The organism is Elioraea tepidiphila DSM 17972, from assembly GCF_000378465.1.
Lineage (GTDB): Bacteria > Pseudomonadota > Alphaproteobacteria > Acetobacterales > Acetobacteraceae > Elioraea > Elioraea tepidiphila.
In genome coordinates, this window is the sequence record NZ_KB899910.1 from 124,728 (window position 1) to 147,882 (window position 23,155).

Below are 23,155 nucleotides of genomic sequence, written 5' to 3' on the forward strand. Positions count from 1 at the left end.
CCTCCGGCGATCGGGCAAGCGCTGACCCGTCCCGCCCCTGCTGGTGCTGCGCGCCGCTGGTGCAGGCGATCCAGCGCCGGGTCGACCGAGACGTCTCGCGGCGGCTGTTTCTCGGCGGCGCGGCGGCACTGCTCGCGCCGTTCCGCGACGCCAGCGCCCAGCCATCGTCCATGGCGCCGGCGCAGGCAGCGCCACCACGCCCGCTCCTGCTGACCAATCTCAGGCTGTTCGACGGCGCGAGCGGCTCGATCCGCCAGGGTGTCGCGATCCGCATCGAGGGCAACCGGATCGCCGCGCTGCCGTCCGCAGGCGAGGCGCCGGGCGAGGCGCAGGTGATCGACTGCGGCGGCCGCCTCGCCATGCCGGGGCTGATCGACGCGCACTGGCACGCCACGCTCTGCGCCTTGCCCCAGAGCGTCGCGATGACGGCCGACGTGGCCTACATCCATCTGGCAGCGGCCGCCGAGGCGGAGCGGACGCTGATGCGCGGCTTCACGACGGTGCGCGATGCCGGCGGTCCCGCCTTCGCGCTCAAGCGCGCGATCGACGAAGGCATCATCCTCGGCCCGCGCATCTACCCGGCGGGCGCGATGATCTCGCAGACCTCCGGCCATGGCGATTTCCGCTTGCGCTCCGAGGTGCCGCGCGGCACGACCGCCGCCCTCAGCGCCGCGGAGATGGCGGGCATCGCGATGATCGCCGATGGCGAGGCCGAGGTGCTGCGCCGCGTGCGCGAGCAGCTCATGCTCGGCGCGTCACAGATCAAGCTGATGGCGGGCGGCGGCGTCACATCGCCCTACGACCCGCTCGACAGCATCCAGTTCACCGAGGCCGAGCTGCGCGCCGGGGTCGCCGCCGCCGCGGACTGGGGCACCTACGTGATGACCCATGTCTACACCCCGGCGGGAATCCAGCGCGCGATCCGCGCCGGGGCAAAGTCGATCGAGCATGGCCATCTCGCCGATGAGGAGACCGTCCGCATGATGGCCGGCGAGGGCGTCTGGTGGAGCCTGCAGCCCTTCCTGGCCGACGCGGATGCCAACGTGATGGCCGACCCGGCGAGCCGCGCCAAACAGGCCGCAGTGGCGCGCGGGAGCGAACGGGCCTACGAGCTGGCGCAACGGTTCGGCGTGCAGACCGCCTGGGGCACCGACATCCTGTTCTCGCCGGCCAACTTGGCGACCCACGGACGGCAGCTTGCGAAACTGACCCAGTTCTACGACCCGCTGACGCTGCTGCGGACCGCGACCGGCAACTCGGGCGCGTTGCTGAAGCTCTCCGGCCCGCGCAACCCCTATCCGCACGAGCTCGGCGTGATCCGGCCCGGCGCCTATGCCGACATCCTGATTGCCGAAGGCGACCCGACACGCAGTCTCGAGTTCCTGACCGATCCGGCTGCAACGCTGAAGCTGATCATGAAGGATGGCCGCGTCCACAAGAATACGATGCAGTAGGGCGACGATCGCGGGAAGCGCTCGCCGCGTCGCCGCGAACGCCCGTCGGGCTGGTGATCGCGACGGCATACACACGCATGGATTGCGAAACGATCAGCGTTAACCCATTATTAACCACATGCGTGTCAGAACCCTGCGCATGGTCTCGCTCTCGTCCCTCGCGGCGTTCTCGCAGTCGGCCTCGGCCGCGCTGCAGGTGCGCGACAGCCGCGCGGTCGGTGGCAGCCAGGTGTTCGGCGGGGTCAACCGCAACATCATGGCCGCACCGCCCAAGCCCGCGCAGCCGATCCTTCCGGCCGAACCGCCGGCGGGGCCGCTGCCGCGCGGCTCGCTGCTGAACCTCACCATCTGACGCCGGGTCCCTGACGACAGACCCGCTCGCGCGGGTCTGATCGCACATCGGCGCGTTCGCCGCTCGCGCGCCGCAATTCCGCGCGAGATGCTGGCGCGTGACCACCCCTGCCCTCACCGGCCCGCGCATTCGCGCGATCCCCACGGCGACACGCGGCCGCGCCTGACCTGCCCGGACTGCGGCTTCATCGCCTACGAGAACCCGAAAGTGGTGGTGGGCTCGGTCGCCAGCCATGGCGGCCGTGTGCTGCTCTGCCGGCGCGCGATCAACCCGCGCGCTGGCTTCTGGACCCTGCCGGCGGGCTTCCTCGAAATGGGCGAGACGGCCGAGCAGGGCGCGCGCCGCGAGGCGATGGAGGAGGCGCGCGCGACCCTCGCGCTGGAGGGCATCCTCGGCGTCTATTCGATCGCGCGGATCGGCCAGGTCCAGGTGATCTTCCGCGCCCGGCTGCTCGACCCGGCGGCGATCGGCCCGACCGACGAATCGAGCGAGGTCGCCCTCTTCGCCTGGGACGCCATCCCATGGCACGACATCGCCTTCCCCTCCGTGCACTGGGCGCTCAACCACTGGCGCGACAGCCTGGACGCATCGTTTTGGCCCGCGCGCGGCAACCCGGGGCCGGCATGAGACGGGTGACGGTGCTCGCCATCGCCCTTGCCGCCCTGGCCGCGCCAGCGTCGGCCCAGGTCGCGCCGCCGCTCGCGCGGGGGATTCTGGTCGACGAACTGCCCCTTTCGCCCCGCCCCTCCCCGAACCCGGCGGCACCGACCACGCCGTCGATCGCCGGCACCGAGCGCCCGGCGGCCGGCAGCGCGGTCGAGGTCGCGCCGCACACCACGCTGACACCGGGCTTCCTCGGCACCAGGCCGGCCGACGCGCCGCTCGACGGCCCGACCGGCCGGCCGCACCGCGGCATCGGCGAAAAACTGCTGGAGGCCGGGCCCGGCGTGGTGCTCCAGCGGCGGTTCTGAGACCGCTCAGCGCCGCGGGGCGAAGGGCCGGCGCGGACACCAGACCGGGTCGGGCGCGGACCAGAGCGACGGAGTCGCCATCGCCGCGGCGAGATTCGCCGCCGCCGCCTGCAGCAGCGCCTCGCCCTTCTCCGGGGTCGCGGCGCGCGGATCGCCACGCACGCCCGTGCCCGGGGCGCGCTCCTCGAAGCTGCGGAAGCGCTGGATGCCCACCCCGTCCGCCGAGGAGACGCCGGCGATCTCGCCCGGGGCCATCGCCCCGGCGGCGGCGGCCTCGATGTGCTCGCGCCGCACCAGATCGGGGGCGAGCGCCATCATCATCGCGGTCTCGCCCTCGCAGGCGTGCTGGATGTTCTTCTGTCGCTCCAGGATCGCGCCGACGGCCTCGGCGGCCATGATCCAGTAGGTCGCGCCGGCGATCGGCATGTCCAGTTCGACCGCCAGCTCGCGCACCGCGACCGCCAGCGGCTCGGTGTTGCCGCCATGACCGTTCACCACGAACAGCCGCCGGAACCCGCACACCTTCAGGCTGCGGGCGATCCCGCGCAGCACCGCGGCGAAGGTCGCGTAGTCGAGGCTGATCGTGCCGCCGAAGGGGAAATGGTGCTCGCTCATGCCCATCCACTGGCAGGGCAGCACCACGGCGGGCTCGCCCCGGCCGACCAGCAGCCGGGCCGCGCGCAGGCTGACCTCACTGGCGAGCGCGGTATCGACGCAGGTCGGCAGATGCGGACCGTGCTGCTCCAGACTCGCCACCGGCAGGATCACCAGCGCATCGCGCGCAGCCAGATCCTTGAGTTCCGGCGCGGTCATCCGCGCCCATTCCACGGTTGTCATGCCTGCCCCTCCATCGCGGTCGATCCGTGCTTTCCGCCGCAGTCGATCCTGTCCGGCCCACCGAGTCCAGACGACGCCATTGCAATGATGCGCGCGTCGTCCTATTTGGCGCCCTGGTCCGGGCCCCTCTGGCGGGAGGGTCCGGCGCGGCCGTGCACCCGAGGCCGCGTCCCGGCGACCGCGATGTCGGACCTCCTCAACATCCATCGGGCGGCCCTCGTGCCGTCGTCCGGGTGCACGATGGAGGTCCGGATGTCGGCGCCGTGGTGGTTCTGGGTCGCGTTCAACGCGGCCATCGTGCTGCTTCTCGTGCTGGACCTCGGCCTGCTGACGAAGCGGGACCGGGCGATTCCGGTGAAGGAGGCGCTGCTCCGGTCGGGCTTCTTCTTCCTGCTGGCGATGCTGTTCTGCGCCGGGGTGTTCGCCTTCTACGGCGATACCCCGGAGATCCGCACCCAGAAGGGGTTCGAGTTCCTCACCGGCTACCTGATCGAGTGGTCGCTCTCGGTCGACAACATCTTCGTCTTCGTCCTGATCTTCAGCCATTTCCAGGTGCCGGCGCAGTACCAGCACCGGGTGCTGTTCTGGGGCATCCTCGGGGCGCTGGCGATGCGCGGCTCGCTGATCCTGGTCGGGACCGCCCTGATCCAGCAGTTCCAGTGGATCATGATCGGATTCGGGCTGTTCCTGATCTGGTCGGGCTGGAAGATGCTGCGCGCCGTCGACGAGGAGCCCGACCTCGAGACCAACCGCGTGCTGACCTGGGTGAAGGCACGCTATCGCGTGACCGAGACCTACGAGGGCGACCAGTTCTACGTGCGCCGCGACGGCCGGCTGTTCCTCACGCCGCTCGCGCTGGTGCTGGTGCTGATCGAGCTGACCGACCTGGTGTTCGCCCTCGACTCGATCCCGGCGATCTTCGCCATCACCACCGATCCGTTCATCGTCTACACCGCGAACGTGTTCGCGATCCTCGGGCTGCGCGCCATGTATTTCGCCCTCGCCGGCATCATCCACCGCTTCCACTACCTGAAATATGGGCTGTCGATCGTGCTGATGATCGTCGGCGCCAAGATGCTCGCCAACTACGTGGCGGGCGGCAAGGCGGTGCCGGTCGAGTATGCGCTGATGGTCACGGCAGGAATCATCGGCGGCTCGATCGTGCTCAGCCTGATCAAGACCGCCGAGCGGCGTCCGGCGGAGGCGCTCGCGACGGCATGGCGCGGCTGGGTCCCCTTCAGCCGCAGCCGGCGCGCGCGCGGCCAGGGCGAGTGAGCCGCGGCCATCCGGGGGGTGCCGGCCGATCGTTCGGCAGCCGTCCCCATGCTTGACCGGGCGCGTCGGACGCGCGAGAGATGCGGCGCCGCACAACGGGCGGTCGGGCGGGCTGAGACCGGCCGGTATGGGCTTGCGGTACGTGTCGGAACGGGGTGATCGAATGCGCGTGTCCGGTCGGGTTGTCGGCTTGGGTCTGGCGGGGGTCGCGGCGCTGGCCGTCGCGAGCGGCGCCTATGCGGCCTCGACCGATCTTGGCGTGCCGGTGCCCTGGGGCATGGGCCTGCAGGATTCGGCAAGCCCGGTGAAGGAGCGGGTGGCGTCGCTGCACGACCTGATCCTGGTCATCATCACCCTGATCACGCTCTTCGTGCTGGCCCTGCTCGCCTATGTCTGCTGGCGCTTCAAGGCCGATCGCAACCCTAACCCGTCGCGCACCAGCCACAACACGCTGCTCGAGGTCGCCTGGACGGTGATTCCGGTTCTGATCCTGGTGGTGATCGCCGTGCCGTCGTTCCGGCTGCTCTATTTCATGGACCGCACCGAGGAGCCCGACCTCACGGTGAAGGTCACCGCCTTCCAGTGGGCCTGGGAGTACGAGTATCTCGACGCCGACGGGCTGAAGTTCGAGAGCTACATGATCCCGGCGGACGAGGCGGTGGCGCAGGGCAAGCGGCGGCTGCTCGACGTCGACAACGAGATGGTCGTGCCGGCGGGCAAGAACGTGCGGGTTCTGGTCACCAGCCGGGACGTGATTCACAGCTTCTTCGTCCCCGCCCTCGGCGTGCAGAAGTACAACATCCCCGGCCGCACGATGGAGACCTGGTTCCGCGCCGACCGGCCGGGCGTGTATTACGGGCAGTGCAATCAGATCTGCGGCGTCAACCACGCCTTCATGCCGATCGTGGTGCGCGCGCTGCCCGAGGCCGAGTTCACCACCTGGCTCGAGCAGGCGAAGCAGCGCTTCGCGGTCGCCCCGGCGGGCGAGACCATGCGGGTCGCCGAGGCCCGCCAGTGACGATGGGAGAGCGGGCCCGCGGGCCCGGGTTCTGAGGACGGATCGAGATGGCAACCGCAGACGCGCACGCCCACGACCATCATGACCACAAGCCCGGCTTCGTGGCGCGGTGGCTGTTCAGCACGAACCACAAGGATATCGGGACGCTCTACCTGATCTTCTCCGTGGTCGCCGCCTTCATCGGCGGCTTCATGTCCGTGCTGATGCGGCTCGAGCTGCAGAACCCTGGCATGCAGTACTTCGCCGACGGGCAAAGCTGGAACGTCATCGTCACGGCGCACGGCCTGATCATGGTGTTCTTCGTCGTCATGCCGGCGATGATCGGGGGCTTCGGCAACTGGTTCGTGCCCCTGATGATCGGTGCGCCGGACATGGCGTTCCCGCGCCTGAACAACATCAGCTTCTGGCTGCTGGTCCCTTCCTTCCTGCTGCTGCTGGGCTCGGCGTTCGTCGGCCAGGGGGCGGGCGTGGGCTGGACCGTCTACACCCCGCTCGCGCATTCGACGTTCCAGTCCGGCCCGTCGGTGGACATGGCGATCTTCTCGCTGCATCTCGCCGGCGCCTCGTCGATCCTGGGCGCGATCAACTTCATCACCACCATCCTCAACATGCGCGCGCCGGGCATGACGCTGCACCGCATGCCGCTGTTCGTCTGGTCCGTGCTGGTGACGGCGTTCCTGCTGCTGCTGGCGCTGCCGGTGCTGGGCGGTGCGATCACCATGCTGCTGACCGACCGCAACTTCGGCACGGCGTTCTTCGATCCGGCCGGCGGCGGCGATCCGGTGCTCTACCAGCACCTGTTCTGGTTCTTCGGCCACCCCGAGGTCTACATCATGATCCTGCCGGGGTTCGGCATCATCAGCCACATCGTGGCGACGTTCAGCCGCAAGCCGGTGTTCGGCTATCTCGGCATGGCCTACGCGATGGTGGCGATCGGCGTGGTCGGCTTCGTCGTCTGGGCGCACCACATGTTCACCTCGGGCATCGGCGTGGACACGCGGGCCTACTTCATGGCGGCGACGATGGTGATTGCCGTGCCGACGGGCATCAAGATCTTCTCGTGGATCGCCACGATGTGGGGCGGGTCGATCCGCATGGAAGTGCCGATGATGTGGGCCGTCGGCTTCATCTTCCTTTTCACCATCGGCGGCGTGACCGGCGTCGTGCTGGCGAATGCCGGCGTGGATACGGTGCTGCACAACACCTACTACGTGGTGGCGCATTTCCACTACGTGCTGAGCCTCGGCGCCGTGTTCACGATGTTCGCAGGGTTCTACTACTGGATCGGCAAGATGTCTGGCCGCCAATACGACGACTTCCTCGCCCGCATCCACTTCTGGACGACCTTCATCGGCGTGAACCTGACCTTCTTCCCGATGCACTTCCTCGGGCTGCAGGGCATGCCGCGCCGCTATCCCGACTACCCGGATGCGTTCTGGGGCTGGAACATGGTCGCCTCCATCGGCAGCTACATCAGCTTCGCCTCGGCGATCCTGTTCCTCTACATCGTCTACAAGATCTTCGCCTCGAAGGAGAAGCTGGCGGACAACTACTGGGGCGAGGGCGCGACCACGCTGGAGTGGACGCTGTCGTCGCCGCCGCCGTTCCACCAGTTCGAGGAACTGCCGCGCATCCGCTGAGCCCTGCTGAATGAGCGAACGAGTCATCGGTAACGCGGGGGGTGCGAGGGGGGCCTGCGAGGCCCCCCTCGACCCCGTTCTTGAGTATGCGGGGAGCGAGCCGCGCGACTGGCTGCTCCTGCTCAAGCCGCGCGTCATGTCGCTCGTCGTCTATACCGGCCTGATCGGTCTGCTCGTTGCGCCGCACCCCATGCACCCGGTGCTCGCGGCGATCGCGGTGCTCTGCATCGCGCTGGCGGCGGGCGCCTCGGGCGCGATCAACATGTGGTACGACCGCGACATCGACGCGGTCATGCGCCGCACCGCGCAACGCCCGATCCCGGCCGGTCGGATCAGTCCTGATGCTGCGCTCGGCTACGGCACCGCGCTCGCGGTGTTCTCGGTGCTGCTGATGGGGCTCGCGGCCAACTGGGTGGCGGCGCTCGTGCTGGCGCTCTCGATCGCCTTCTACGTGTTCGTCTACACGGTCTGGCTGAAGCGGCGCACGCCGCAGAACATCGTCATCGGCGGCGCGGCGGGCGCCTTCCCGCCGGTGATCGGCTGGGCGGCGGCGACCGGCTCGATCGAGCTCGCCCCGGTGGTGCTGTTCGCGATCATCTTCTTCTGGACGCCCCCGCATTTCTGGGCACTCAGCCTGTTCGCGCATGCGGACTATGCGCGGGCCGGCGTGCCCATGCTGCCGGTGGTGGCTGGCGCGCGCGAGACGCGGCGGCAGATCCTGATCTACACGGCCGTGCTGGTCGCGGTGTCGCTCGCGCCCGTCGCACTCGGCTTCGCAGGGGCCCTCTATGGCGCGGCCGCCCTGCTGCTCGGCGCGGGGTTCCTGCGCCATGCCCTCTCGGTGCTCCGCGAGCGGCAGGACGCGGCCGGGGTCAGCCTCACCGGCGACCGCGCGGCCAAGGCCGCGTTCCGGTTCTCGATCACCTATCTGTTCGCGCTGTTCGGTGCACTGGCGCTCGATCGGCTGGTGACGGGGGCGGGATGGCTCCCCATCTAGGCATCATGGCGGAATACGATCCGCAGGCGGTGGGCCGCCCCGAGCGTCTGACGCGCGAGCAGTCGGATGCGCTCGCGCGCCGGCGCCGTGCCCGCAACCGGGCGATGTTCCTCGTCCTGCTCGGCCTCGTCGGCCTGTTCTATGTCCTCACCATGAGCCGCCTCTCCGAGGTCGGCGATCCGCAGCAATGGTCCCGTCCCGGCGCAATCGCACCGTCGCGCTGACCTGCGTCGGCGTGGTCGGGCTGATGGTCGGCGCGGCCTATGCGGCCGTGCCGCTCTATGACTGGTTCTGCCGCGTGACCGGCTTCGGCGGCACGCCGATGATCAACGCCAACGTCCCGGCCGCGCCGGATGCGCGCTCGATCCGCGTCGAGTTCGTCGCCAACGTCAACCGCGACCTGCCGTGGTCGTTCCGTCCCGTGCAGCGCCAAGTGGTGCTGCATGGCGCCGAGGAGGGGGTCGCATTCTACACGGCGCGCAACGACTCGGACGAGGCGGTGACCGGGATCAGCACCTACAACGTGACGCCCGAGAAGGCGGCGCCCTACTTCAACAAGATCGCCTGCTTCTGCTTCACCGAGCAGACGCTGGCCCCGGGCCAGCAGGCCGAGATGCCGCTCGCCTTCTGGGTCGACCCGCGGCTGTTCGACGATCCGGCGACGCGCGACGTGCGCGTGATCACGGTCAGCTACACCTTCTTCCGCAGCCTCGCCGACGCCGAGCGCGCCGGCGCACTCGCCAACGCGGGCCCGCATGTCGGCGGATTCACGCCCAACACGGCCCCGCCGCGCGCCAACGAGCGCCGCAGCATCCGCTGAGTGCCGTGGCCGCTTGATCCCCCGGCCGATTTCGGGGATTGATGCGTCGCGGCGCAGGCGGCGGTGTTGGGCCGGCCCGCGCGACAGACCGGAACGGAAGCGATGAGCGACAGCCACGGCCAAACGATCGAATCCTCGGGGATGAAGCATCCCTATCATCTCGTCGATCCTTCGCCCTGGCCGATCGTGGGCGCGTTCGCCGCCGGGTTGCTCGCCTTCGGCGCGATCGAGTTCATGCACTACCAGACGCCGGTCTTCCTGGTGCTCGGCTTCGTTGCCGTGCTGGCGACGATGTTCGTCTGGTGGCGCGACGTGGTGAAGGAAAGCCGCACGCCGGGCCTGCACACCCCGGTGGTCCGGCTCGGCCTGCGCTACGGCATGTTGCTGTTCATCGCCTCCGAGGTGATGTTCTTCGTCGCCTTCTTCTGGGCCTATTTCCACTTCGCCCTCTTCCCCGAGCATATCGCGGGTCAGGAGACCACCGTCTGGCCGCCGCCGGGCGTGAAGACCTTCGATCCCTGGCACCTGCCCTTCCTGAACACGATGATCCTGCTGCTCTCGGGCTGCACGGTGACCTGGGCGCACCACGCGCTGCTGGAGGGCAACCGGCGCGACCTGATCCGCGGCCTCGCGCTGACGGTGGCGCTCGGCCTCAGCTTCACCTGCGTGCAGGCCTATGAGTACTGGGTGGCGCCGTTCGGCTTCCGCGAGGGCGTCTACCCCTCCACCTTCTTCATGGCGACGGGGTTCCACGGCTTCCACGTGATCGTCGGCACGATCTTCCTGAGCGTGTGCCTGGTGCGCGCGATCCGCGGCCACTTCACGCCCGAGCGCCATTTCGGCTTCGAGGCCGCCGCCTGGTACTGGCACTTCGTCGACGTGGTGTGGCTGTTCCTGTTCGTCTGCATCTACTGGTGGGGCGTGGGCGAGATCGCGCCGCACTGATGGTCGCAGACGGCGGTTCCGCGAGCGGGGGGCCCTGGCCCCCCGTTTCCATCTGGCGGGTGGCGCTGGCCGGGCGCTGCCCGCGCTGCGGACGCGGCCCGCTGTTCGACGGCCTCCTGTCGGTGCGTCCGTCCTGTCCCGTCTGCGGGCTCGACCTCAAGGCGCACGACGCCGGCGACGGTCCCGCCGTGCTCGCGATCTTCCTGCTCGGCGCGCTGCTGGTGGGCGGCGCGATGTGGCTCGAGTTCACCCGCGAGCCGCCGCTCTGGGTACATGCGGTGCTGTGGCCTGTCGTGTCGCTGCCGCTCGCGATCGCGGTGATGCGTCCGGCCAAGGCCGCGCTGGTGGGCTTGCAGTACCGCCACCGGCGCGACGAGATGCAGTCCGGCCGATAGACCCCATCTCCGTGCCATGACCGCGACCCGTCCTGCCTGGCGCGTGCTGCTCTGGCCGACCCTGGGGGCGGCGGTGCTGCTGGCGGTCCTGCTCACGCTCGGCACCTGGCAGGTGCAGCGGCTCGCCTGGAAGAACGCCTGGATCGCCCAGCTGCGCGCGGCGGAGGCCCTGCCGCCGGAGCAACTCCCGGCCAGGCTCGACGATCCGGCTCCCCTCGCCTTCCGTCGTTTCGCCGTCACCGGCATCTACCGCCACGACCTCTCCTTCGTGCTCGGTGTGCACGAGCGCGCGCGCAGGCTGGGCGCGTTCCTGGTCACGCCGCTCGTGCGCGAGCAGGGCGATCCGGTCTGGGTGGTGCGCGGCTGGGTGCCCTATGAGGCGCCGCGCGCGGTGCCGAATCCCGAAGGCACCGTGACCGTCACGGGGTTCCTCATGCTGCCCGAGCGGCGCGGCTGGTTCACGCCCGAGGACAAGCCGGAGGAGCGCCGCTTCTGGGCCTTTCAGCCCGACCGCATGGCCGAGGCTGCAGGGCTGCCTCGCACCACGAATTTCGCGATCGCCGCGATCGGCCCGGGCGAGGAGCCGCCGATCCCGCAGCGCCGCCCGCCGATGCCGCGCAACGACCATCTCGGCTACGCGATCACCTGGTACGGGCTGGCCTTCGCCCTGGTCGCGTTCTGGATCGTCTGGGCGCGCCGCCTGCTCCGCGACGAGAGGTCCCGATGACCGAGGTCTGCTACGCCGTGCCGGCCTATGAGGCGTTGCGCGGCCGCTTCGCGCGCATCGCCGCGCTGGAGGAGGTCGCCGCGATCCTGCACTGGGACACCTCGGTGACCATGCCGCCGGGCTCGGCGGCGGCGCGCGGCGAGCAGATGGCCACGCTCGCGGGGCTTGCGCATCAGCTGATCACCGCGCCGGAGCTCGCCGGGCATCTGGAGGATGCCGAGGAGCGCGCCGAGATGCTCGGTGCCGATGACCGGCGCAATCTCGCGCTGATGCGGCGCAAGCAGCTGCGCGCGACCGCCCTGCCGGCCGGTCTGGTCGAGGCCGCGGCGCGCGCGAACAGCGCCTGCGAGGCGGCCTGGCGCACCGCCCGGCGCGAGTCCGACTTCGCGTCCGTCTCGCCGCTGCTGGCAGAGGTGGTGCGGCTCGCGCGCGAACAGGCCCAGGCGCTCGCCGCCGCCACCGGGCTCGCGCCCTATGACGCGCTGATGGACGGGTTCCAGCCCGGGCTCTCGGACGCGCGCGTGGCCGAGATCTTCGGGCCGCTGGAGGTCGCGCTGCGCGATCTGCTGCCGCGGGTGCTGGAGCGCCAGGCCGCCGCGCCCGCGCCGATCCCCCTCGCGGGGCCGTTCCCGGTCGAGGCCCAGCGCACGCTCTGCCGGATGCTCGCCGAGCGCGCCGGGATCGACTTCGCGACCGCGCGGCTGGACGAGAGCACGCACCCGTTCTGCGGCGGCACACCGACCGACACCCGCATCACCACGCGCTACCGCACCGACGACGCTGCGCAGGCGATCCTCGGCGTGCTGCACGAATGCGGCCACGCGCTCTACGAGCGCAACCTGCCGCGCGAGTGGGCGCGCCAGCCGCTCGGCGAGGCGGCCGGCATGGCGGCGCATGAGAGCCAGAGCCTGATCGTCGAGATGCAGGCCTGTCGGTCGGATGCGTTCCTGTCCTGGCTCGGCCCGCGGCTGCACGCGGCGTTCGGCGGCGATCCGGCACCCTACGCGCCAGCCAACCTGGCGCGGCTCTGGCGCCGCGTCGCCCCGGGCTTCATCCGTGTCGAGGCCGACGAGGTGACCTATCCCGCTCACATCATCCTGCGCTGGCGGCTCGAACGCGCGCTGATCGCGGGTGACCTCGCCGTGCCCGACCTGCCGGGTGCCTGGAACGCGGGGATGAAGGCGCTGCTCGGGCTCGACGTGCCGGACGATGCGCGGGGCTGCCTCCAGGACATCCACTGGTACGACGGCGCCTTCGGCTACTTCCCCTCCTACACGCTCGGCGCGATGGCGGCGGCGCAGCTCTTCGCCGCAGCGGTGGCAGCCGTGCCCGAGATCCCCGCGCGCCTTGCCGCGGGCGATCTCGCGGCGCTGGCGGCCTGGCTGCAGGCGAACGTGCACACGCACGGTTCACGCTTCGGCTTCGATGACCTGTTGCGCGCCGCCACCGGGCGGCCGCTCGACCCGGCGGTGTTCATCGCGCATCTCCGCGCGCGCTACCTCGGCTGATCGCGCTTCCCCGATCCCCCGCTCCGGCCTAGCATCGTTCCGGGAACGCGAGTCGCCGGCAGCCGGACAAGGGAACCGCGCGTGGACCGTCATTTCGGCCTGACCGCCGCAGGGACCAACCTGCGCACCGAGGCACTCGCCGGCCTCACCACCTTCCTCACCATGGCCTACATCCTGTTCGTCAACCCGGCGATCCTGGGCGAGGCCGGGATGCCGCGCGAGGCCGTGTTCGTCGCCACCGCCGTGGCGGCGATCGCCGGGTCGGCGATCATGGGGCTCTACGCCAACCTGCCGGTGGCCCTCGCCCCGGGGATGGGGCTCAACGCCTATTTCGCCTTCGCCCTCGTGCTCGCCCAGGGCTACACGTGGCAGCAGGCGCTGGCGGCGGTGTTCCTCTCCGGCGTGCTGTTCGTGATCCTCTCCGTCCTGCCGGTGCGCGAGGCGATCATCAACGCCATCCCGCGCAGCCTGAAGCTCGCGGTCTCGGCCGGGATCGGGCTGTTCCTCGGCATCATCGCGCTGAAGAACGCCGGCATCGTGGTCGCGCATCCGGCCACATTCGTCACGCTCGGCGACCTGTTCCGTTGGCCCGCACTCCTCTGCCTGCTCGGCTTCGTGCTGATGGTGGCGCTGACGCAGCGCCGCGTGATCGGCGCGACCATCATCGGCATCCTCGCGGTGTCGCTGATCGGCCTGCCGCTCGGGCTCACCAGCTACACCGGTATCGTCTCGGCCCCGCCCTCGCCGGTGCCGACCCTGTTCGCGCTCGACTTCTCGCGCATGTTCGAGATGCCGTTCCTGATCGCGGTGCTGTCGCTGCTGTTCGTCGACCTGTTCGACACCGCCGGCACCCTGGTCGGCGTGTGCCACCGCGCCGGGCTGCTCGATGCGGAGGGCCGCGTGCCGAATGTCGGCAAGGCCCTGCTCGCCGACTCCACGGCCACGGTGATCGGCGCGCTGGTCGGCACCTCGAACACCACGAGCTATGTCGAGAGCGCGGCCGGCGCCGCGGCCGGCGGGCGCACGGGGCTGACCGCCGTGGTGGTCGCGGTGCTGTTCGGCCTCGCGCTGTTCTTCTCCCCCCTCGCCGGCATGATCCCCGGCTACGCGACCGCCGCGGCGCTGCTGCATGTCGCGACCATCATGGCGCGCGGGCTTGCCGAGCTCGACTGGGACGACGCGACCGACTATGCGCCGGCCGTGGTCGGCGCGCTTGCGATGCCGCTGACCTTCTCGATCGCGACGGGGATCGGACTCGGCTTCATCACCTATGCCGCGGCCAAGCTGCTCGCCGGCCGGTTCGATCAGGCCAACCCGGCGGTGCTCACGTTGGCCGCGGTGTTCTGCCTCAAATTCGCGCTCGCGTGACCGGCGCGGCAGCCCCGCGCCTCGCCCCCTTTCATCCCCCTGCCGCCATCCCTAATGTCCGGCGGCCATGCGCTACATCTCCACCCGCGGCGCCGCACCGGTCCTCGGCTTCGCTGACGTGCTGCTCGCCGGCCTCGCCGAGGATGGCGGGCTCTACGTGCCCGAGACCTGGCCCACGCTCTCCCCCGCCGAGTGGCGCGCGCTGCGCGGCCTTGACTATCCCGAGCTGACCGCGCGCATCCTCGCCCCCTTCGTCGGCGGGGCGATCGCGGAGGCCACGCTCGCCCGGCTTTGCCGCGAAGCCTATACGGGGTTTGCCCACGCGGCCGTCGCGCCGCTGGTTCAGCTTGAGCACCGGGTGTTCGCGCTCGAGCTGTTCCACGGCCCGACTCTCGCCTTCAAGGATTTCGCGCTGCAACTGCTGGGGCGGCTGTTCGACCACGTGCTGGCCGAGCGCGGGGAGCGTGTGACCATCGTCGGTGCGACCTCGGGCGACACCGGCTCGGCCGCGATCGAGGCCTGCCGCGACCGCGACCGGCTCGCGATCGTTATCCTGCACCCGCACGGGCGTGTGAGCGAGGTGCAGCGGCGGCAGATGACGACGGTCGCGAGCGGCAATGTCGGCAACATCGCGGTCGAGGGCTCGTTCGACGACTGCCAGGATCTCGTGAAGGCGATGTTCGCCGACACGCCCTTCCGCCACGAGATGCGGCTCTCGGCGGTGAATTCGATCAACTGGGCGCGGGTCGCGGCGCAGATCGCCTACTATGCCTGGGCCGCGCTCGCGCTCGGCGCGCCGGAGCGCAGGGTCGCCTTCGCCGTGCCGACGGGCAATTTCGGCAACGTGCTGGCCGCCTGGGCCGCGCGGCGCATGGGCCTGCCGATCGAGCGGCTGATCGTCGGCACCAACCGCAACGACATCCTCGCCCGCTTTCTCGCCACCAACGACATGAGTCTCGCCGCGGTCGAGCCCTCGCTCTCGCCGTCGATGGACATCCAGGTGAGCAGCAATTTCGAGCGCCTGCTGTTCGACCTGCTCGGCCGCGACGGGCGCGCGACCGCCGCGACCATGCGTGCCTTCCGCGAAGGCGGGCGCATGCCGGTGCCCGAGTTCGCCTGGCGCGAGGCGGTGGCGCTGTTCCACCCGTTCCGCCTCGACGATGAGGGCACGCTCGCCGAGATCGCGCGCCTGCACGATGCCTCCGGCTATCTCGCCGATCCGCACAGCGCGATCGGCATCGCGGCGGCACGCGCGCACCTGCCTGATGACGCTGACGTGCCCGTCGTCGCCGTCGCGACCGCGCATCCGGCCAAGTTCCCCGACGCGGTCGAGCGCGCGACCGGCATCCACCCTGCCCTGCCGGCGCATCTCGCCGATCTCTTCGACCGCCCCGAACGCTTCACCGTCGCCCGCAACGACCTCGCCGCGATCGAGGCGCTCGTGCGCGGCACCGCCTTGAGGAACGCCGCATGAGGAGCGACCCCGCGATCCAGGTCACCCGCCTGCCCTCGGGGCTGACGGTGGTGACGGAGCACATGCCGCGCGTCGAGACCGTGAGCCTCGGCGCCTATGTCAGTGCCGGCACGCGCCATGAGCGACCGGAAGAAAACGGCGTCTCGCACTTCCTCGAGCACATGGCGTTCAAGGGCACCGCACGCCGCAGCGCCGCGCAGATCGCCGAGGAGATCGAGGACGTGGGCGGGCACCTGAACGCCTACACCGCCCGCGAACGCACCGCCTTCTACGCCAAGGTGCTGAAGGAGGACGCCGCACTCGCCACCGACATCGTCGCCGACATCCTCCAGCATTCCGTGTTCGATCCGGAAGAGTTCGAACGCGAGCGCGGCGTGATCCTGCAGGAGATCGGGCAGGCGAACGACACGCCCGACGACCTCGTGTTCGACCGTTTCCAGGAGGCTGCCTATCCCGACCAGCCGATGGGCCTGCCCACGCTTGGCACGGAGGCGACGATCGGCGCGATGCCCCGCGAGGCGCTGATCGGCTTCATGCGCCGCCACTACGCGCCGGCGCGCATCGTCGTCGCGGCGGCTGGCGCGATCACGCACGAGGCCTTCCTCGATCTCGCGCGCCGCCACTTCACGGCACTTCCCGCCGGTGAGCCCGAGGCGGAGGCGCCGGCGCGCTACCAGGGCGGCGAGCGGCGCGAGGAGGATGATCTCGACCAGGTGCATCTGGTGCTCGGCTTCCCGGCCGTACCGTTCACCGACCCCGACTACCACGCGGCGATGCTGCTCTCGACGCTCCTCGGCGGCGGCATGTCGAGCCGGCTGTTCCAGGAGGTGCGCGAGAAGCGCGGCCTCGTCTATGCGATCTCCTCGTTCGTGCAGCCCTATCGCGATGACGGGTTGTTCGGCGTCTACGCCGGCACGGGCGAGGAGCAGGTGAAGGAACTGGTGCCTGTCGTCTCCGCCGAACTGGCCGCCGTGCAGCGCGGTGTCACCGAGGACGAGCTCCGCCGCGCCAAGGCGCAGCTCAAGGCCTCGGTGCTGATGGCGCTGGAGAGCACGAGCGCGCGCTGCGAGCAGCTCGCGCACCAGATCGCGACCTGGGGCCGCGTGGTGCCGACCGAGGAGACGGTCGCGCGCATCAACGCCGTGACCGCCGAGCAGACCGCGGCGGTCGCACGGCGGATGTTCCGCGCCCGCCCCAGCCTTGCGGCGATCGGGCCGATCGGCGCGCTGCCGCCGATGGGCGCCATCGCGGAACGGATCGCGGCGTGAGCGACGCGGCCCAGCGGCTTGCCGATCTGGTCGCGGCGGCGCGACGCGCCGGCGCCGACGCCGCCGAGGCGATGCTGGCCGAAGGCCGCTCGGTCTCGGTTCAACGAAGGCTCGGCGCGCTGGAACAGGTCGAGCGCGCCGAGAGTCGCGACATCGGGCTCCGCGTGTTCGTCGGCCGCCGCCAGGCCGTGGTCGCCACCACCGACGATTCGCCCGCCGGCTTCGCCCGCCTCGCCGAGCGTGCGGTGGCGATGGCGCGCGCCGTGCCGGAGGATCCGCATGCGGGCCTCGCCGAGGCGCCGGACGGGGCAACGGATCTCGCCGCGCGGCTCGCCGCGCTCGATCTCGTGTCCCCGGGCGAGCCCGATGTCGCGACGCTCGATGCGCGCGCCGCCGCCGCCGAGGAGGCGGCGCTCGCCGTGCCGGGTGTCACCAACAGCGAGGGCGCCTCGGCCGACTGGGGCATCGCCGCCGTGACGATCGTCGGCTCGAACGGCTTCGCCGGCGCCTATGCGCGCACGAGCCATGGCGTCTCGGCGACCGCGCTTGCGGGGTCGGGCACGGCGATGGAGCGCGACTACGATTACGCCACCGCCGTGCATCCCGAGGATCTGGAGGACGCGGCCGCGATCGGACGGCGCGCCGGAGAACAGGCAGTCGCGCGGCTCAACCCGCGCCGACCGCGCACCGCCACCATGCCCGTCGTGTACCACCCGCGCGTGGCGGCCTCGCTGCTCTCGCATCTTGCTGCTGCGATCAACGGCGCCGCCGTCGCGCGCGGCACCACCTTCCTCAAGGACGCACTCGGCCAGCGCCTGTTCACGCCCGGCATCGCCGTACACGACGACCCGACACGGCGACGCGGGCTGCGCTCGCGCCCGTTCGACGCCGAGGGGATCGCGGGCCGCCCGCGCGCGGTGATCGAGGACGGTGTGCTGACCACCTGGATTCTCGATTGCCGCAGCGCGCGGATGCTGGGCATGGCGACGACAGGCCACGCTGCTCGCGGCGTCTCCTCGGTCCCGGCGCCAACCACCACCAATCTCTGGCTCGCGCCGGGGAGCGTCTCGCCCGAGGCGTTGATGGCCGACATCGCCGAGGGGCTCTACGTCACCGAACTGATCGGCATGGGGATCAACATGGTCACCGGCGATTACAGCCGTGGCGCGGCGGGCTTCATGATCCGGGACGGCGCGCGCGCCGAGCCGGTGAGCGAGATCACCATCGCCGGCAACCTCAAAGAGATGTTCGCCCGTCTCGTCCCGGCCGACGATCTCAGGTTCCGTCGCGGCACCGATGCGCCGACGATCCGGATCGACGGGCTGACGGTGGCGGGCCGCTGATCAGCGCACGCCGGCGCCGGGCCAGAGCACGACGCGCAGGGTCTGCAGGATGATCAGCACGTCGAACAGCACGCTGAAGTTCTTCACGTAGTAGAGGTCGTAGGAGAGCTTGGAGCGCGCATCGTCGAGCGAGGCGCCGTAGGGGTAGTTGATCTGAGCCCAACCGGTGAGCCCGGCGAGCACCAGATGACGCTCGTTGTAGAGCGGCAGCTTGGCGGCAAGCTCGGCAACGAATTCGGGCCGCTCCGGCCGGGGGCCGACGAAGGACATGTCGCCCTTCAGGATGTTGATGAGCTGCGGCAGCTCGTCGAGCCTCGTCCGGCGCAGGAAGCGGCCGATCTTCGTCACGCGCGGATCACCCACCTGGGCCCAGACCGCGCCGTGACGCTCGGCATTCTGCGTCATGGTGCGGAGTTTCATGATGCGGAACACCCGCCCACCGCGCGTCACCCGCTCCTGCCGGTAGAGGACAGGGCCGCCGTCCTGCAGCTTCACCGCGAGCGCGGCGGCCGCCAGGAACGGCGCGGTCAGGAACAGCAGGATCGCACTCGCGGCAATATCGAGTGCCCGCTTCAGCACCAGATCAACCACCGTGAAGGTGAACCCGTCCGAGTAGAGCAGCCAGCCATAGTCGAGCCGCTTCACGTCGACCCGGCCGATCTCCTTCTCGAGGAAGCGGTGGTACTCGAACACCGGGAACCCGGCCGTGCGGCAGGCGAGCAGAGCCTCCATCGGCATGCCGCGCCGCTCGTCCGGCGCGACCACGATGAGGTCAGCGCCGATCTCCTCGGCGATCGTGCGGAAGCCACGGGAGGCCGGAACGATCCGGTTCGCCGTGTCCTCGGCCAGCCGCGGATCGACCTCACTCATCGACGGGTCATGCACGAAGGTGATGTCGAAGCCGATCGTCCGGCCCTCGCGCTTCAGCAGCCAGACCATGTCCCAGGCGCGCTGGCCGGCGCCGACGATCATCAGCCGCCGGCGGAATGCGCCGCGTTCGAGCAGCGCGAACAGGATGATGCGCGCGAACCAGCCGAGCGGCACGAGACCGAGGATCGCCGCGGCGAACAGCGTCGCCGTTCCGGGGGTGGCGAAGGGGGGCGGCAGCAGGTAGCCGGCGGCGGAGGCAACGATCCCGCCAAGGCCCGCCGCGATCGGCACGCGCCCGAGCGATTTGCGCGTCTCCAGCAATGCGTCGCGGCGATAGAGTCCGAGCGCGTACAGGAACAGCAGACACGCCAGCGGATACATGAGCAACGGAATCAGTCCCGGCTGGCGCGCCTCGGGCAACGGACTCAGCGCGATGCCGGCGATGATGGGCCAACCGACGGCGATGAGGACGACGTCGATCGCGAGCAGCGTCAGGCCGGCGGAAAGTCCAGGGACAAGGGGGGTTGCCATGGAGGGGGATACGACGCGATCCGGGCCAGGGGCATGCTCGGGTGGGGTGGAAAGTCGGATCCGCAATCTATCAGAGCATGTAGCGTGCGCGGGACTCCCCTGTCGACCGTCGAATCATTACGAAACGGCGCCCTTGAACGAGCCGGCGCCATCCGCCGCCCGCACCACCAGGGCGTCCAGTGCGACGACCCCGAGCCCCGCGCGCCGCACCAGCAGCGGATTGATCTCCGCTTCGGTCACCTCTGCCAGCCCGGCCAGGCGCGAGAACGCGCGCACCGCTTCCGCGAGCGCGGGCATGTCGCCCCGTTCGCGTCCCCGGGCTCCGCGCAGGTGATGAAGCGGCGCGGCATCCACAAGCGCGCGCGCCTGGTCCGGCGAGAGCGGGGCCGGCGCGATCGCCGGCGGCGGCATCAACTCCGCCAGCACGCCGCCGGCACCCAGAGCGACCACCGGGCCTGCCTGCGGATCGCGACGGAAGCCGAGCAGTACCTCGCCGACGCCCTGCTCCATCGGCGCGATCAGGAAGCCGCGGATGGCCACCCCGGCGAGCCTTGCCCGCATGTCGCGGATCGCCGCAGCGGCCGCGCCGGCATCGGTGAGCCCCAGCGCCACGGCGCCGGCCTCGGTCTTGTGCGGCAGCGCGGCCGAGACGGCCTTGAGGGCGACCGGAAACCGCAGCCCCGGCGCTACGCGTGCGAGTTCGTCCGGATCGGCCACCAGGACCGCCTCGCCCGTGGGCACACCGAGGGCGGCGAACACCGCCCGCGCCTGCCACTCGTCGGCGACCGCACCGGGGATCGGGTCGAGGGCGGCACGAGCCGCCGCCACATCGCCTGCCGCGCCCCTCGGCAGCGGCGGGCGCCACAGCAGCCGCGCGCGCAGCGCATCCGCCGCCGCCTCGGGGGTACGGAAACAGGCAATGCCGGCGGTCGCGAGGCGTCGCGCGCTCTCCGGCGCATCGGGGGCGAGGAAAGCGGCGATCGGCTTGCGCGGGGCATCGCCTGCCGCGCGCAGGACGCCGGCAACGCTGTCCTCGGGGCGGAACTGCGCGGAGGAGCCGATCACCGCCACCGCGGCGTCGGAGCGCGGATCGGCCAGCGCCTCGCCGAGCGCCGCGGCGATCCGGTCGGGCTGGGTGCCGGCGAGCGTCATGTCGCGCACCTCGGTCGCCTCGATGCCGGCGAGCCCGAGGCGATCGACCACCAGCGCCGCCGCGCCGCCCGTGGTGGTCACCACGGACACGGCACGGCGTGGCGCACCCAGCGGTCGGGCCTTCGCGAACAGGGGCGCTGCCTCGATCAGCGCCTCGAAATCGTCGAGCCTGGCGATCCCGCTCGCGCCCAGCAGCGCCTCCACAGCCGCATCCGCACCCGCGACCGCGCCGGTGTGCGAGACCGCCATCGCCGCCCCCGCGGCGGAGCGACCGAGCTTGTAGGCGATCACCGCCTTGCCCGCGTCGAAAGCGCGTGACGCCGCCGCGCGTAGGCCGTCCGGATCACGGATCGTTTCGAGAAACAGCGCAATCACATCGGTCCCGTCATCCTCGGCGAGCATCGCGAGCAGGTCGGCCGCGCCGAGATCGGCCTCGTTGCCGGTCGCGGCCAGCACCGAGTAGCCGAGGCCGCGCGCGGCGCCGCGGCTCAGAATCGCGCCGATCAGGCTGCCCGAGTGGCTGATCAGCGCGGTGCGGCCTGCCGGCAGCGGCGGCTCCATCGCGAGGACCGCATTGACCGAGAGGGCGGTCCGCGCGGGCACATTGATCAGGCCGATGCAGTTCGGTCCCAGCAGCCGCACGCCGCCCGCACGCGCTGCCGCGAGTACCCGCTGCTGGCGCGCCGCCCCCTCCGCGCCCGCTTCGGCGAAGCCGTCGGAGAGGATCATCGCGACCGGCACCTGCCGGCGCGCGCAGGCCGCGACCGCCTCCTCGACGCGCTCGGCGCCGAGCAGGATGAAGGCATGGTCGATCGTCCCGGGGGCCTCGTCGAGCGAGGGATAGGCACGGTCGCCCAGGATCGTCTCCGCGCGCGGGTTGATCGGCAGGATCTCGCCGTCGAAGCCGTGCCGGCGCAGATGGATATGCGCGCGCGCGGTCAGGCGCGAAGGGTCGGCCGAGGCGCCGACGAGCGCGATCCGCCGCGGCGCGAAGAGCGCCCGCGCGAGGGGCGTCATGCGCCGGCGCGCGGCGGGCGCTGCGGGAAGGACCGGCCGAACACGCCCTCGGCGATGCGGTTCCTCATCATCTCCAGCGAGCCGCCGGCGATCATCCAACCGCGCGACTTGCGGAGGCAGTACTCGACCAGCACGTCATCCGAGTAGCCCGTGCCGCCCATCACCTGCATCGCCTCGTTCACCGCGAGCCAGCCGGCCTGGTTGCACGCATACTTGGCGATCGCGACCTCCTGCGGATCGGGCAGGCCGCGTCCTGCGTTCGCGGCGGCGCGGTAGAGCAGCAGTTGGGCGCCATCGAGGGCGACGCGCATCTCGGCGAACTTCCACTGCAGCCCCTGGAACTCCATCAGCCGGCGGCCGAACTGCACGCGCGTCTCGGCATGCTCCTTGGCGATCCGGAACGCGCACTCGCCGACCGCGCGCGAGCGTGCGCTGTTGCCGACGCGCTCGACGTTGAACCCCGCGATCTGCTTGCGGAACCCGCCCTCCTTCAGCAGCACATGCTCGGGCGGGATGAACACGCTGTCGAAGTGCAGGGGCCGCCAGATCTCGCCGTTCAGGTAGCGGCGCTTCTCGCCGAGCGTGAAGCCGTCCATGCCGCGCTCGAGGATCACGCTGCCGATCCCCTCCGTGCCGGGGCCGAAGCGGCAGTAGATGAGGAACACCGAGGCATCATCGCTGTTCGAGGTGAACACCTTGCCGCCGTTCAGCCGATAGCCGTTGCCGTCGGGCGTGCAGGCGGTGCGCAGATCGGTCAGCGCCGAACCGGCCTCGGGCTCGGTCATGCCGACCGCGCAGATCGCCTTGCCGGCAAGCAGGGGCGCGAACCAGCGCTCCTTCTGCGCCGGCGTCGCGTACTCGGCGAAGGTGCGGAAGGCGCCGAAATTGCCGGCCTGGAGCACATCGGCCGAGCGGGGGCAGACGCGCGCGATCTCCTCGGCCGCAAGCACCGCGTCCATCAGCGTACCACCCTGGCCGCCATCCTCCTCCGCCAGCATGATGCCGAACAGGCCGTTCGTCGCCATCAGTTCGGCGACGTCCCAGGGGAACGCCTCGGCATGGGCCCGCGCCACCGCCCCGGCAGCCAGATGACGCTCCGCGAAGCGCCGCACGCTTTCCCGGAACGCCTTTTGTTCCGGCGTCAGGTCGAAATCCATCGCCTCCGCTCACGTCCCCCGCATCGCGTCTGGTCA

At 70.8% G+C, this 23,155-nt stretch carries 22 protein-coding genes; 18 read left to right on the plus strand and 4 right to left on the minus strand.

Annotated elements, in window-relative coordinates:
• The first annotated feature begins 59 nt into the window (after window positions 1-59).
• From F563_RS0100455 to F563_RS23650, 4 genes are all read left to right on the plus strand, one after another.
• Window positions 60-1,454 (plus strand): metal-dependent hydrolase family protein, encoded by a 1,395-nt coding sequence (locus tag F563_RS0100455; RefSeq protein ID WP_019012662.1) that lies wholly within the window; start codon window positions 60-62, stop codon window positions 1,452-1,454.
• Window positions 1,455-1,572: 118 nt separating this feature from the next.
• A complete protein-coding gene (locus F563_RS0100460; RefSeq protein WP_026299207.1) occupies window positions 1,573-1,806 on the plus strand; it encodes a hypothetical protein in 234 nt (77 codons plus the stop codon).
• Window positions 1,807-1,893: 87 nt separating this feature from the next.
• Window positions 1,894-2,433: an NUDIX hydrolase gene (locus F563_RS0100465; protein ID WP_019012664.1), complete on the plus strand. Its 540-nt coding sequence runs from the start codon at window positions 1,894-1,896 to the stop codon at window positions 2,431-2,433.
• A gap of 5 nt (window positions 2,434-2,438) precedes the next feature.
• Window positions 2,439-2,777 carry a hypothetical protein gene (locus F563_RS23650; protein WP_019012665.1) on the plus strand — a complete coding sequence of 113 codons (339 nt, stop codon included), beginning with the start codon at window positions 2,439-2,441 and terminating at the stop codon, window positions 2,775-2,777.
• Between the two features lie 6 nt (window positions 2,778-2,783).
• Here F563_RS23650 and F563_RS0100475 read toward each other — a convergent pair whose 3' ends face one another.
• On the minus strand, window positions 2,784-3,614 hold the full coding sequence (locus F563_RS0100475) for a creatininase family protein (protein ID WP_019012666.1): 831 nt from the start codon (window positions 3,612-3,614) through the stop codon (window positions 2,784-2,786).
• A gap of 252 nt (window positions 3,615-3,866) precedes the next feature.
• Here F563_RS0100475 and F563_RS0100480 point away from each other — a divergent pair, with 252 nt between their 5' ends.
• The 14 genes from F563_RS0100480 (at window position 3,867) to F563_RS0100545 (ending at window position 18,392) form a co-directional block, all read left to right on the plus strand.
• Complete coding sequence (locus tag F563_RS0100480; RefSeq protein WP_035574350.1) at window positions 3,867-4,889, plus strand: TerC family protein; 1,023 nt, start codon at window positions 3,867-3,869, stop codon at window positions 4,887-4,889.
• A gap of 163 nt (window positions 4,890-5,052) precedes the next feature.
• The gene (coxB, locus tag F563_RS0100485; protein ID WP_019012668.1) at window positions 5,053-5,907 is read left to right on the plus strand and encodes a cytochrome c oxidase subunit II; all 855 of its coding nucleotides are present in this window, start codon (window positions 5,053-5,055) and stop codon (window positions 5,905-5,907) included.
• Between the two features lie 47 nt (window positions 5,908-5,954).
• The gene (gene ctaD, locus F563_RS0100490) at window positions 5,955-7,547 is read left to right on the plus strand and encodes a cytochrome c oxidase subunit I (RefSeq protein ID WP_019012669.1); all 1,593 of its coding nucleotides are present in this window, start codon (window positions 5,955-5,957) and stop codon (window positions 7,545-7,547) included.
• 10 nt (window positions 7,548-7,557) lie between these two features.
• The gene (locus F563_RS0100495; RefSeq protein ID WP_026299208.1) at window positions 7,558-8,544 is read left to right on the plus strand and encodes a heme o synthase; all 987 of its coding nucleotides are present in this window, start codon (window positions 7,558-7,560) and stop codon (window positions 8,542-8,544) included.
• Window positions 8,545-8,549: 5 nt separating this feature from the next.
• Complete coding sequence (locus F563_RS21040; protein WP_019012671.1) at window positions 8,550-8,768, plus strand: hypothetical protein; 219 nt, start codon at window positions 8,550-8,552, stop codon at window positions 8,766-8,768.
• Entirely contained in the window at window positions 8,732-9,364 is a 633-nt protein-coding gene (locus F563_RS21045; protein ID WP_019012672.1) for a cytochrome c oxidase assembly protein, read from the plus strand. The genes F563_RS21040 and F563_RS21045 overlap by 37 nt, the downstream gene beginning before the upstream one ends.
• Before the next feature lie 102 nt (window positions 9,365-9,466).
• The gene (locus tag F563_RS0100510) at window positions 9,467-10,309 is read left to right on the plus strand and encodes a cytochrome c oxidase subunit 3 (RefSeq protein WP_019012673.1); all 843 of its coding nucleotides are present in this window, start codon (window positions 9,467-9,469) and stop codon (window positions 10,307-10,309) included.
• A gap of 59 nt (window positions 10,310-10,368) precedes the next feature.
• On the plus strand, window positions 10,369-10,704 hold the full coding sequence (locus tag F563_RS0100515; protein WP_019012674.1) for a DUF983 domain-containing protein: 336 nt from the start codon (window positions 10,369-10,371) through the stop codon (window positions 10,702-10,704).
• Window positions 10,705-10,720: 16 nt separating this feature from the next.
• Window positions 10,721-11,431 (plus strand): SURF1 family protein, encoded by a 711-nt coding sequence (locus tag F563_RS0100520; protein ID WP_019012675.1) that lies wholly within the window; start codon window positions 10,721-10,723, stop codon window positions 11,429-11,431.
• Complete coding sequence (locus F563_RS0100525; RefSeq protein WP_019012676.1) at window positions 11,428-12,939, plus strand: carboxypeptidase M32; 1,512 nt, start codon at window positions 11,428-11,430, stop codon at window positions 12,937-12,939. The genes F563_RS0100520 and F563_RS0100525 overlap by 4 nt, the downstream gene beginning before the upstream one ends.
• An 81-nt stretch (window positions 12,940-13,020) precedes the next feature.
• Window positions 13,021-14,307 carry an NCS2 family permease gene (locus tag F563_RS0100530; RefSeq protein WP_019012677.1) on the plus strand — a complete coding sequence of 429 codons (1,287 nt, stop codon included), beginning with the start codon at window positions 13,021-13,023 and terminating at the stop codon, window positions 14,305-14,307.
• Between the two features lie 67 nt (window positions 14,308-14,374).
• Complete coding sequence (gene thrC, locus F563_RS0100535; RefSeq protein WP_019012678.1) at window positions 14,375-15,781, plus strand: threonine synthase; 1,407 nt, start codon at window positions 14,375-14,377, stop codon at window positions 15,779-15,781.
• The gene (locus F563_RS0100540) at window positions 15,778-17,049 is read left to right on the plus strand and encodes a M16 family metallopeptidase (RefSeq protein ID WP_019012679.1); all 1,272 of its coding nucleotides are present in this window, start codon (window positions 15,778-15,780) and stop codon (window positions 17,047-17,049) included. Before thrC ends, F563_RS0100540 begins: the two co-directional genes overlap by 4 nt.
• Entirely contained in the window at window positions 17,046-18,392 is a 1,347-nt protein-coding gene (locus tag F563_RS0100545; RefSeq protein ID WP_019012680.1) for a TldD/PmbA family protein, read from the plus strand. Before F563_RS0100540 ends, F563_RS0100545 begins: the two co-directional genes overlap by 4 nt.
• Here the strand turns inward: F563_RS0100545 and F563_RS0100550 are convergent, their stop codons facing one another.
• The 3 genes from F563_RS0100550 to F563_RS0100560 form a co-directional block, all read right to left on the minus strand.
• Entirely contained in the window at window positions 18,393-19,793 is a 1,401-nt protein-coding gene (locus F563_RS0100550) for a TIGR03013 family XrtA/PEP-CTERM system glycosyltransferase (RefSeq protein ID WP_019012681.1), read from the minus strand.
• A 117-nt stretch (window positions 19,794-19,910) separates the two neighbouring features.
• Window positions 19,911-21,962: an acetate--CoA ligase family protein gene (locus F563_RS0100555; protein ID WP_019012682.1), complete on the minus strand. Its 2,052-nt coding sequence runs from the start codon at window positions 21,960-21,962 to the stop codon at window positions 19,911-19,913.
• Window positions 21,959-23,119, minus strand: coding sequence for an acyl-CoA dehydrogenase family protein (locus F563_RS0100560; RefSeq protein WP_019012683.1), 1,161 nt, complete (start codon window positions 23,117-23,119; stop codon window positions 21,959-21,961). The genes F563_RS0100555 and F563_RS0100560 overlap by 4 nt, the downstream gene beginning before the upstream one ends.
• Between the last annotated feature and the right edge of the window lie 36 nt (window positions 23,120-23,155).